Genomic DNA, 10,688 nt, shown 5'->3' on the forward strand with positions numbered 1-10,688 from the left:
ACCTTGCGCACCGTGTCGCGCGCAATGCCTAGCTCGCGCGCGATCCGCTTGATCCCCTTGCTGTTCTGGAAATGCTCGAAACGGATCCGCGCAATCGTCTCCACACCCGTCATCCCCGGACCCTTCCGAAAAACCGGAAGGATCAGCCAGAGCCAATAACAGGGGGACTAACCTTCAACGCGATAAGCGCCCCTCACAGGGGCAACATTGCAGGCGATCTCACATGCAATCCGCCTGAGAGTGGCCGCCGGCGAGGATGATTAACTCCGCACCGACGGCCTGCCCGCACCGGCTGCAATCGCCAACATGGGCCGCTTCCACGCCAACGATCCGCCCGCTCACGAAGAGGATGCGAGCCATTATGCAACTTAGGGGGCACGGGCAGGTTCCGCTTGAGAGTGGCCGCCGGCGCTAGCCACACAGCTACTGCAGAATCCTCTCCCGCATCCGCGCCATCAGTCCTCTCCTGCGTCGATGTCCATGCGATACATGCCGTCGAACTTGTCGGGCTCGTTGCTGCCGGCAGCAGTGTTGAGCTGGCTGTTGGCGAGGTGCAGCGCGAAGTTCAGCACGTCGAGGGCGATGTAGATCTGACTGCTGATCGGAATCTCTCCGCACCATCGCCTTACGGTCGAGTGAAAGTCGCGGGTCACGGCTTGCATTTCACGCGCCTTGCCCGGCGACATGCTGCGTTTGGAACGCTGGACCATCACACGTCTTCACCGGGGGCCGGCCGCGCGCCTTCCGAAAACAGCCCTCGCAGATAACCGCGTGAGCACGAGCGGTCGGCGTCCGCCGCGAGCCTCTCGCTTTCCGATAAGAGCAGAAGATAGCTGCGCGCCAGAGCACGAAGCGCAGCCCGCTCGAAACCCTCATGCTCTTCGATCAGGTCTTCGATCAGAGCCGTGATTTCGGCGTCGAGCGATCCGTCGTCGGCTGGTTGGTCCGCTGGTTGCGCCGACATGGCTGGCCTCCCTCATTGAGAACGAAGAAAGAACATGCGCAGCCGACGAGTCAACCGGATTCAGTGCAACAGCTAGCGGACGCCTATGAACGCCCACGAACGACTATGAACTAACTATCTGATATAATTGCTTTTCTTTAAGAAACGCCTATGATGTCGCTTCAAATCGGAGGCTGCGCTATGCGCCGAAGCAGGGTCAACAAAACGGAATATGTCGGGTTCTTCATGGAGCCCGATCTGCGTGCGACGATCGAGGCCGAGGCTCGTCGCCGCAATCTCAAAATCAGCCGCGTCGTTCGCACGATGCTGCGCGATCAACTCGCTGGTATTCAGCTTGCCGGCTGCGGCGTTCAAAAGACCGCCTCATGAGCAACGCTCAATCTCAAGAGCCCGAGTGGAACATGCGCGCCCCTGATCCGACGGCACCAACAAGTCAGCCCGGCGGCGTCCACCTCATGGCTTGCGGTTTTGCGCTTGCAGCTTCTGTCGCTCGTCTGGAGCACCTGTCCTGCCTGCTCCGCCTCAACCCCCAGGACGGCCAGACGGTCGATCACCTCTTCAAGCTTGTCGGCGTGTATTGGAGCGAGGCCGCCCAGCATTACGAGGCTTACCGCCAGATCAGCCAGTGCGAAGGAAAAGCCTGATGGGCAAGGATTCACCCTCTCCGGCCCCGGCTCCCGATCCCTACGCCACGGCCCGCGCACAGACGAGTTCCAACGTCTCGACGGCGGTTGCCAACACGGTGCTGGGCAATGCCAACGAGACTGGCCCGCTCGGATCGGTGCGCTACAATCAGAACGGCTCCTACAAGCTGTCGGAGCCTGTTCTCGACAAGGATGGCAACCAGTCCAATACGCGCCGGTGGGTCGCGGATGGCACCGGCCAGCCCAACGATCCGCAGTTCAAGCAGCAGGTCGGCGGCGGGGGCGGAAGCGGCGAAGGCGGCGGCAACGACCCGATCAGCTACATCGACAGCCGCACCGGGCAGGCGTGGAGCGACGGCACGTCGGGCGGCCATTGGGTCGATGAGCCTTCGGTCACGACGCGCGAAATCCCGCAGTGGGAGCGCATCACCACGCTGTCGCCGCAGGAGCAGGCGAAATACGACAAGACCAATTCCGTTGAGCAGAAGTTCCTCGACATCGCCAATTCGCAGGCGGGTCGGCTGGAGTCGTCGCTGGGTACGCCGCTCGATTTCGGCAGCGTGCCCGATTATACGAAGGACGTTCTCGCCAAGCTGCTATCCGATGACGGCTCGGCCAGCCGGGGCAGGGTCGAGGATGCTCTGTTGCAGCGCCTCAACCCGCAGCTTCAGCAGGATCGCTCGGCGCTCGAAACGCAGTTGTCCAATCAGGGCTTTGGTCGCGGATCGGAAGCGTACAACCGCGAACTGGACAGCGCCAACAGGCAGTCCACCGATGCGCGCCTTGCGGTGACAGCGGCGGGCGGGCAGGAGCAGGCGCTCCAGCAGCAGCTTCTCTTGCAACAGTTGGGCGCGGCAGGCACGTCGCGGGATCGGTCCATTCAGGAGCTGATGACGCAGCGCAATGCGCCGATCAACGAGATTTCGGCGCTGCTTGGCCAGTCCCAGGTGAACATGCCGCAGTTTTCGCCCTATCAGGCGGGAACCATCGCCGGCACGCCTGTCGGGGATTACGTCTACAAGTCGGCCGACATCAACCAAAAGAACTACCAGGCCGAGGTGCAGGCGAACGCATCGACCAATGGCGGCCTTTTCGGGCTTGGCGGCTCAGCCCTAAGCGGGCTGTTCAATGGCGGAACCAAGGGCTTCGCGGGCTCGGCAATCGGTGGCTTGTTCGGGCTCGGCGGCTCGGATCGCCGGATCAAGAAGAACATCCGACCGGCGGGCTCGCTCCGCAACGGGCTGCCGCTCTACATCTTCGAATACATCGCGGAGGACAGCGGCGAATATCTCGGTGTCATGGCGCAGGACGTGGAACTCGTGAACCCGGCCGCCGTGACGGAGCGCGGCGGCATCAAGTTCGTCGATTACGTGCTGGCCAGCCAACCCCTTCCCCTCGCGGCATGATCGGAGCGCGACATGATTGAATTTGTCCCGCAGGCAACTGGTCTGAAGGCGGATGGGTCACCAGACGCACCTCTCCTCCAAGCGCTGGCCGCGCGCAAAAAGGCGCAGGCCGGTGGATTTGGCATGGGCACTGGCCAGCGTTTAACGGCAGCAGCTTCGACGCAGGAGCCGATCTATTCGAAGGCGCATGGCTACGCAAAATTGCTGTCAGGGGCGCTTGGCGGGTTCATGGACGGCCGCGAGGCGCAATCGCAGGCCGAGGCGCAAAAAGCGGGGGCACAGTCGGTGGGCGCCTACGCCCGCTCGGTGGGAATGACCGACGCTCAGGCCTCGCAGATCATGGGCATTCACCTTGTCAATCCGGAGCTTGCTTCATCGCTTCTGAAGCAGATGGCGGAACGGTCGAACAAGCCCGACGACAAAAGCTGGGGCGTCACGGGCCAGGACTTCATGGGCCGTTCCCAGTACGGCTTCATCAACACAAGCAAGGGTACGATTTCCCAGCCGAATGGCGCGCCGTCGACCGGCGTCCCCGCCGCGCCTGCCGCCCCAATCGGGAGCGGGGCTTCGCCCGTTCGCGCTGGCCCGCCCCCGGTGGGAAGCGGTCCCAACGGCTCGCCGGGTGCGCAGTCCGGTCAGCCGGCGGGACAGCCCGGACAAGGCGTGCAGGGGGAAGACCCGCGTCGCGCTCAGTTCACGGCCGGCGGCTATCCGGCCAGCGCCCCGCTCCCGCCGCCCGGCGTCGATCCTAAGACCTATTTCGAGGAATGGTCGAAGTCGCAGACGGCCGGCCAGTTGCCGCCCAAGGGCGACGATATCACCGGCCTGCGCAAGGAGGTGCAGGGTCTGCCTTCCTACAAGAATATGGCTCAGGCCGCGCCGATCTACCGCTCCATGTTTGAAGCGGCCGGCCGCGACACGAAGGCTGCCGACCTGAACATGGTCTACGGCCTTGGAAAAATCATGGATCCCGGCTCTGTGGTCCGCGAAGGCGAAATCGTTCTGGCCAATGATACGCAGGGGCTGGGGGACCGCCTCAACGGCATGATCCGGTCGATTCAGGGCGAGGGCCGTCTGCGTCCGGAAGCTCGCATGGCCATCATGCAGGAGGCCCATGGTCGCATGGGCTCCTACAAGCAGATGTTCGACCAGGACGCGCAGCAGTTCCGTGGCATCGTCGAGCGCAACCGGATGAACCCGGCCGATGTCATTCCGGACTTCGGCACGTTCGACAAGTACGAACCGGTCGGCCCGCCGGTGCCGGCGACCTTGCAGCAGGACATCGCCGCTGCTCAGCAGGGGCAAGGTGCGCCGGGTGCACCCGCGCCGCAGTCCGCTCCCTCAATGCCGGATGGCGTCACGCGCGAGATGTTGCAGGCCGAGATGATGCGCCGGCAGCAGGAGATGCAGGCCCAGCAGGATCAGCAGCGCTACACCGATCCGATGGGTGGGCAGTACTGATGGCCGACCTTTCCAGCCTCCCGACCGAGGAAATCCAGCGGCTGCTTTCGCAGTATGAAACGGCTCAGGCCCCCGCTCAGGCTCAGGCGGCTCAGAGCACCCCCGCGCCTTCGATGGACCTTCGGTCTCTCCCGACCGAGGACATCGAGCGCATGCTGTCGCAGATGCCGCCGGCTGCGCATGCCCCGTCCCGTCCCGGCATGCTGGAGAGCTTCGCCCGTGGCGGTGGCCAGGGTGCGACGTTGGGCATGGGCGATGAGATCTATGCAACGGGCGCAGGCGCGCTCGCAAAGGCACGCGGGCAAGATTTCGGCCTGGAATTCGATCGTCAGCTTGCAGAGACGCAGACCAACAACCGGGTGGCCAAGGAGGCAAACCCTTGGACCTACGCGGCTGGCGAAGCGCTCGGCGTCATCCCCGGCCTCGTCTATGGCGTCACGACCGCGCTTGGCGCGAAGGCCCTTGGGCTCGTCGGGAGAAACCTCGCGACGCGCTCGGTCGCGTCAGGGATGACCGGCGCGGCCATTGGCGCTGTTCAAGGCGGGGCAGGAACGGACGGCACAGTTGATGAAAGGTTTCGGGGGGCCGGAAACGGAGCTGCCTGGGGCGGCGGCTTTGGCGCGGCGGGTCCAGCAGTTGGCCAGGCTATCGGAGCCGGCATTAATGCTGCCGGGCAAGCTTTGCGGCCGGGTGTCCCCGGCGTGTCCAAGCACGCCGCCACGATGCTCGCTGACGACATCGCCAACTCAGGCGGCGAGGCAGCCATCCGGCAGCGCCTCACCGAACTCGGCCCCGACGCCATGCTGATGGACGCCTCGCCTTCAACCATGGGCCGAGCCCAAGGGCTGGCCGTACTACCGGACACGCGCGAGATGGTGACCGCTCCCCTCGCGGCGCGAAATCAGGGAACCAACCAGCGTCTGACCTCGGAACTGGACGGCGCGCTCGGGCGCTCGCCGGTCCCCTCTCAGGTGGAAGCGGGGCTGGCTGCGTCGCGGGACGCGGTAGGCGAGGGCTACGGCCCGGTTTTCCAAGGCGCGCGCGCGGTCGATACCAGACGCCTTGCCGACACGCTCGACACGATGCTTGTCGATTTGCGTGGCCCGGCCCGTGATGGCGTGGCGAGGGCACGCGGCTATCTCAATATCCCCGGCTCGCGGGAACTGGACCCGAACCCCCGCGCTCTTTTCGAAACCCGGCAGGCCATCGACGGCCTGATGCAGGGCGAGACGAACACAAAGGTGCTCGGCCAGCTCGGGTTCGTGCGGCAGGCTGTCGATGACCATCTGCGGGCAGCCGTCCCAGGCATCAAGAACGTTGACGCTCGGTTTCAGGAGCTGGCCCGCCAATCGGAAGGCTTGCAGCGCGGCTCTCAGGTGCTCGACGGCGGAAAGACGGCGGTGCGCCCTGTCGAGCTGGCCGACGAGATCAATCGCGCCGTGACGCCTGCCGGCGAGATGGTCGGGCCGTCCGGATCGGCGTTCCGCATGCGGCAGGGGACGCGGGCCGAGATTGATCGGCTGGTAGGCACGCGCGCCAACGACCTTGACGCGCTGAAGCAGGCGGTCAAGGGCGACGGCGATTGGAACCGCGCCAAGCTTGCGCAACTGTTCGGCGACGCGGAAGCCGGCCGGGTCTTCAATGCCGTCGATCGCGAAGCCGCCTTCCGGGACGCCTACAAGAAGGTGGTCGAGAACTCACAGACGGCGCAGCGGACCTTCGCCGCAGGTGACGTTGCCCCACGAGGCACGGGCGGTACGGCGGCCGATGTCGAGACAGTTGTGGCGAGCGCGGTCGGCGGCCTGCCAGGGGCCGCGATGGCGGTTGGTGCTCGCGGGCTCAGGGCCGCGAACAACTCCGTCCTGAAGGCGAGCGACATCGACCGCAACAAGGAGCTGGCGCGTCTGCTCACCAGCCCGGCCTATCCGCAGACCGACATCCTGATTCAAGCGCTCGCGTCCAATGCGCGGGGCGGACAGCGTGCCTCGGTTGCCAGCAACCGCGCCAAGACCCTGGCGCAAATCCTGATGGCTTCTGAGGGCGAGCGCGCCAGCCGCCTCGCGCCGAAGAACCTTCAGATCAGATAGGCGAGGCCAAGGGCAATGCCGAGGAACAGCAGCCCTGCGATGGGCAACCAGAAGAAAAACCCGCCGATGATTTTGAACCATAGCGGTTTTCGGATCGCGACCGGCGGAGGGTCATCAGCGCGGGGCCACAGTCCATATGCGCCAGCTAGACCGGCGACGGCGAGAATGGTCGCAAGAGCCCACCCCGCTCCAAGCCAGTCGGCGAGCCAGTTGGAAAAGCCGTCAGTGTACGGCCGGATGAAAATCCCCCAGGCCGTCATGACGACGACCGTCAGCAGAGTAACCGCAACCGCGTAAGCGATTTTTCCACCACGGGACGATTCAGGGCGCGTGCTCACGCCTCCGAATATGGCCCCTCTGCCCCCAAACGGCAAAGCAAAAGGCAAAGGCCATGATCTGGCAATTTTCCGGCCTCGACCAACGGCGTCGTCAGGCGAGGCTTGTCTGATGCCTGCAAATGCAGAGCGAAAGCAGGGCGAGAGCAAGTTCAAGCCGGGCCAGTCGGGCAACCCCGCAGGCAAGGCGAAGGGTACGCGCCACAAGGCCACGCTCGCCATTGAGGCGCTGCTGGAAGGCGAGGCCGAGGAACTGACACGCAAGGCGATCGAGATGGCCAAGGGCGGCGACATGCAGGCCCTGCGTCTATGCATGGATCGCCTCGCCCCGCCTCGGAAGGACCGCTCCGTCACCTTCGAACTGCCGCCGATCGACACGCTGGCGGATCTTCCGAACGCGACCCGTGCGCTCATGGACGCGGTGGCCACCGGCGAACTGACCCCGGCCGAGGCGGCTGAGATGGGCAAGCTCGTGGATGCCCATGTTCGGGCGATCGAGGTGACCGATTTCGCCAAGCGTCTCGAAGCACTGGAGGGGCTGCGCCCATGACGACACCTGCTCTGTCCCGCCGTATCGCCAGACTGGAAACCGAATTGGCCGCGATGAGCCCGGCTCGCACCGTGCAGAGGCACATCATCGCGGCCGAGAATGACGCCGCCCGGCAGGCCCGCATCCGGGCCATTTTCGACGCCAGCAGCGGCAACGTCCTGCACATCTTCCGCGTCATCGTCTCACCGGGCGAAAGGGGGGCGGCATGAGCAACTCTCCCATGGCACGCCGACTTGCGAAGCTGGAGAACGCCCGGGCCGCTGTCCGCCGCGTGCATCCCATCTTCGGAACTGATCGCTCGGAAATGGCGGCTGAGGAGGCGGCGATGATTGCGAGTGGGCAAGCGTCGACCCACGACCAGTTCATCCACTTCCTGACGATCTATGAGCCGCCCCCGGTCTACAGGACAGCATCATGAACCGCAGCACGATGAAGCAGCGGCTGACCAAGCTGGAGGCTGTCCGCGCGCCGCCCTCGCGCTCGATCACGCTGTTTCAAAACCCAGGCGAGGATATGGATGCCAAGATCAAGGCGATGATCGAGGCCGGCGTGGCAACCGACCGAGATCTGTTCGTCATCATCCAGTGGATGGAGCCATGTGAGCCTGCGGGAGCCTAACACCCTCGTGAGAAGTCGTATCGCGGGAACGCGGGAGACGTTGGAAGCCGCAGCTACGCGCTTCTGTTTTTACAGGGCAAATACTCGCGCAACACGGCTGTTTGAACCGAAATCAAGACATCAAGAAAGGCCTTCAGCCGCCCAGTAGCCTAATGATAGGATCGATCAGCGCTATTGCTCCGTCAGCGATCAAAGAACCGGCGGCTCCACTGAGCGCCGCCCTTGCATCCGACCATAGGCCGCTGAGTTTGCTGACATCAGGTTGTGATTGCTGGATTTCCGCGTCAATCGCATCAAGTGCGTGGCCGATAGCGTCGCCATTTGCACCACTCGCGCTCAAATCCGCCAGGCTTGACCTTATCTTCGCAGTCGCCTGCTGCATCATTGTGATGCTGGAAATTTGAAGTCCTATGCTGCCAGATTGATTGCCTGATCCCAGGTTCCCAGCGAAATTTCCTATCGTTCCGATGTTGAACGTCGTCATAGCAGCTTGCGCCTTCCGTTGTTCTTCCGCGCCGAACGTCAGGCCATCGCCGGCTATGCCGCGCTTTTCCATCTCGATTGACCAGTCCAACACTTTAGTTCGAACAATATCAAGAATGTCCACGATAGACGCGCGCCCAAGCATCACAGCCATCGTCCCAAAAGAGACTTCTGAGTGTTCGTTTATCATATTAATCATTGCAGGTGTCATGGGAAACTGCAGATGGCCGGAGCAACTTTCAGCTAGGTCGCGCAAGCTGGCTATAGACTGCCCAATCGTTGCTTGATTGATGATTTCAGCGATTTCATTGTCGCCGTAAACAATAGGGATCCATCCGTTGTATGGATTCCACGCTTTAGCCTGCCCTCGGACCCGGCGGTAGTCTGGTACATTCCCCTTGTAACCATTGAGCTCGCTAGTGACCCACTCCTCCAGTTCTCCGAGCCTGAGCTTCGCGGCTGCGAGCTTGACTCGGCGCAGCAAGTCCTCGACCCTGACTGCCGGATCAAGCGCTGCTCGCTGTATCTCGATGATCAATCCGCTCATGGCATGTCCCAGTTGGACTCAATTACACTTGGCGCTCCGAACTTAGGGCTTCGCACGTCGCTCACCTAAAGCGCACTCGCGATTTGCGCCTGTGCCTGGAGCGTTCTCAAAAACGCAGGCCGCTCCGGGTGGATTGCCGCATTTCTTGGTCATGTCCCGGAAGCCGACACAGCTTCCTGAAGCCACATGCCGATAGCCGGGGCCGCCCTTGCAGCCGCAGCCGCTGCATGGCGTGCTATCGATCACGCAGCCGGCCGCAAGCGCGTAAGAGGGCATAAGCAGCAGCATTCCAGCAAAGAGAAGCTGGCGCAAGGTCGGCGTGCTGCGTGGCAAAGGGCTCGGGGCAGATGATCGGAACTGCTGGAGGCTTTTGCCGATGAGGTCACCACGCGAGCGGTTGACGTTGGTGATCACGTCGCGAACCCCCGTTTCACCGATCCCGAGTGGGACATTTGAAAGATGGAGACTCGATATCGCCGCCGTCGCTCAATGCTTTGTCCGTCTTAGATTTGTCGAAATGGGTCATTCGCGTCGAACCCTGCGGTCAGGTTCCACGGCCGCCTCGGGTCGATGCCGGCGGCGCGAATGAAATCGATCGTGCCGCAAATGAACTGCGGGAAAGTCAGGCTGTTGAAGCCGTTCGGCCATTGCGTCTGCACGTAATTCACGCTGGTGAAGATGACGCTGGAAATCTGTGAGCCGTGACTGGTGCGCGTGCTCCGTTCCGTCGCCACGCCCACGCCCGGTAGATTCCGGCCGCCGGGATGCACGGCCATCGCGGAGGGGGGAAGCGCCGGCCTGAAAAAATCCGGTCGCAATTGATAGGGTGCAACCGTCAGCCATCGCGAGATCATGCCGATGATGCGATCCGTCGTCTGTTGGTCCATCGTGTAGATGACGATCGACTCGGCACGGACGGCCGCACCTGCTTCCGTGTTCCGTTTCATACTGTGGAGGCCATTTCCGAAACGGGGCGCTTCGACAATCAGCTTGTCGAACACAAATCTTATGAATTGAGGGTGAATATTAAGGTATATCTTTTTGAACGGGTTGCTCTGATACATTTGATTGTTCAGATAACGCATTGCCGTTTGTGCGTCGGGTCCAATAGTCGGAAACTGGTTGCCGGTATTTGAACCGGGAGCATAGAGAAAAGTGTAGATTTCGTCGGCGTTCGCGATCCGCTGCGCCCTGCCACGGTCGTATACCGTGCGCAGGAAATCAATTAAGCCTTTCGGAAAGATATTAGCCGGCCCCCATCGATTGCATCGGGATGGATCCCATGCGGGATTGGCGATACCCGGGCAACCGACCGCGTAGCATGTTGCCATGACAAACCCCTTGGGGACATTCGGTCAGACAGGGGATCGCTAAGAGACTGTTTGAGAATGGGTTGATGCGGCCGCTGCGGCGTGATTCAAGCTTGGGATGTGGACTCGAGCGAGCCGTGGCCGGATGGCTGGATTTGAGAAGCGCGCGAAGCGCTACCCGACTGATCTGACGGATGAGGAGTGGCGCTTCATCGCGCCGTTTCTGCCGCCAGTGCCGAAGCGCGGACGCAAGCCGACGACCGACCTTCGCGAGGTGCTCGAC

General features: G+C 62.8%; 14 protein-coding genes and 1 pseudogene. 10 read left to right on the forward strand and 5 right to left on the reverse strand.

What is annotated here, in order from left to right; all coding sequences use genetic code 11:
• Positions 1-455: 455 nt before the first annotated feature.
• Positions 456-710 carry a hypothetical protein gene (locus AC1DZY_RS26055; protein WP_476823059.1) on the reverse strand — a complete coding sequence of 85 codons (255 nt, stop codon included), beginning with the start codon at positions 708-710 and terminating at the stop codon, positions 456-458.
• Positions 710-964: a hypothetical protein gene (locus tag AC1DZY_RS26060; RefSeq protein ID WP_476823060.1), complete on the reverse strand. Its 255-nt coding sequence runs from the start codon at positions 962-964 to the stop codon at positions 710-712. The genes AC1DZY_RS26055 and AC1DZY_RS26060 overlap by 1 nt, the downstream gene beginning before the upstream one ends.
• A 150-nt stretch (positions 965-1,114) precedes the next feature.
• Here AC1DZY_RS26060 and AC1DZY_RS26065 point away from each other — a divergent pair, with 150 nt between their 5' ends.
• Genes AC1DZY_RS26065 through AC1DZY_RS26085 form a run of 5 tightly spaced genes read left to right on the forward strand, consistent with a single transcriptional unit; the run spans position 1,115 to position 6,562 of the window.
• A complete protein-coding gene (locus AC1DZY_RS26065) occupies positions 1,115-1,333 on the forward strand; it encodes a hypothetical protein (RefSeq protein ID WP_476823061.1) in 219 nt (72 codons plus the stop codon).
• The gene (locus tag AC1DZY_RS26070; protein WP_476823062.1) at positions 1,330-1,608 is read left to right on the forward strand and encodes a hypothetical protein; all 279 of its coding nucleotides are present in this window, start codon (positions 1,330-1,332) and stop codon (positions 1,606-1,608) included. Before AC1DZY_RS26065 ends, AC1DZY_RS26070 begins: the two co-directional genes overlap by 4 nt.
• Positions 1,608-3,014 carry a tail fiber domain-containing protein gene (locus AC1DZY_RS26075; RefSeq protein WP_476823063.1) on the forward strand — a complete coding sequence of 469 codons (1,407 nt, stop codon included), beginning with the start codon at positions 1,608-1,610 and terminating at the stop codon, positions 3,012-3,014. Before AC1DZY_RS26070 ends, AC1DZY_RS26075 begins: the two co-directional genes overlap by 1 nt.
• A 12-nt stretch (positions 3,015-3,026) precedes the next feature.
• Positions 3,027-4,475, forward strand: a complete 1,449-nt coding sequence (locus AC1DZY_RS26080; RefSeq protein WP_476823064.1) for a hypothetical protein — start codon at positions 3,027-3,029, stop codon at positions 4,473-4,475.
• A complete protein-coding gene (locus AC1DZY_RS26085; RefSeq protein ID WP_476823065.1) occupies positions 4,475-6,562 on the forward strand; it encodes a hypothetical protein in 2,088 nt (695 codons plus the stop codon). Before AC1DZY_RS26080 ends, AC1DZY_RS26085 begins: the two co-directional genes overlap by 1 nt.
• Here AC1DZY_RS26085 and AC1DZY_RS26090 read toward each other — a convergent pair.
• Positions 6,550-6,900, reverse strand: coding sequence for a hypothetical protein (locus AC1DZY_RS26090; protein WP_476823066.1), 351 nt, complete (start codon positions 6,898-6,900; stop codon positions 6,550-6,552). The two genes, AC1DZY_RS26085 and AC1DZY_RS26090, sit on opposite strands and share 13 nt — an antisense overlap.
• Positions 6,901-7,009: 109 nt before the next feature.
• Here AC1DZY_RS26090 and AC1DZY_RS26095 point away from each other — a divergent pair, with 109 nt between their 5' ends.
• Genes AC1DZY_RS26095 through AC1DZY_RS26110 form a run of 4 tightly spaced genes read left to right on the forward strand, consistent with a single transcriptional unit; the run spans position 7,010 to position 8,065 of the window.
• Positions 7,010-7,447: a DUF5681 domain-containing protein gene (locus AC1DZY_RS26095; RefSeq protein WP_476823067.1), complete on the forward strand. Its 438-nt coding sequence runs from the start codon at positions 7,010-7,012 to the stop codon at positions 7,445-7,447.
• The gene (locus AC1DZY_RS26100; RefSeq protein WP_476823068.1) at positions 7,444-7,656 is read left to right on the forward strand and encodes a hypothetical protein; all 213 of its coding nucleotides are present in this window, start codon (positions 7,444-7,446) and stop codon (positions 7,654-7,656) included. Before AC1DZY_RS26095 ends, AC1DZY_RS26100 begins: the two co-directional genes overlap by 4 nt.
• 11 nt (positions 7,657-7,667) lie before the next feature.
• On the forward strand, positions 7,668-7,865 hold the full coding sequence (locus AC1DZY_RS26105) for a hypothetical protein (protein WP_476823069.1): 198 nt from the start codon (positions 7,668-7,670) through the stop codon (positions 7,863-7,865).
• Entirely contained in the window at positions 7,862-8,065 is a 204-nt protein-coding gene (locus AC1DZY_RS26110) for a hypothetical protein (protein WP_476823070.1), read from the forward strand. The genes AC1DZY_RS26105 and AC1DZY_RS26110 overlap by 4 nt, the downstream gene beginning before the upstream one ends.
• Before the next feature lie 133 nt (positions 8,066-8,198).
• Here the strand turns inward: AC1DZY_RS26110 and AC1DZY_RS26115 are convergent, their stop codons facing one another.
• Positions 8,199-9,095, reverse strand: coding sequence for an AbiTii domain-containing protein (locus AC1DZY_RS26115; protein WP_476823071.1), 897 nt, complete (start codon positions 9,093-9,095; stop codon positions 8,199-8,201).
• A 503-nt stretch (positions 9,096-9,598) separates the two neighbouring features.
• Positions 9,599-10,426: a hypothetical protein gene (locus AC1DZY_RS26120; RefSeq protein ID WP_476823072.1), complete on the reverse strand. Its 828-nt coding sequence runs from the start codon at positions 10,424-10,426 to the stop codon at positions 9,599-9,601.
• A 97-nt stretch (positions 10,427-10,523) separates the two neighbouring features.
• Here AC1DZY_RS26120 and AC1DZY_RS26125 point away from each other — a divergent pair.
• Positions 10,524-10,688: pseudogene (locus AC1DZY_RS26125) on the forward strand (IS5/IS1182 family transposase); the annotation flags it as partial.

It is taken from the genome of Allobosea sp. P2_A10 (genome assembly GCF_056405115.1).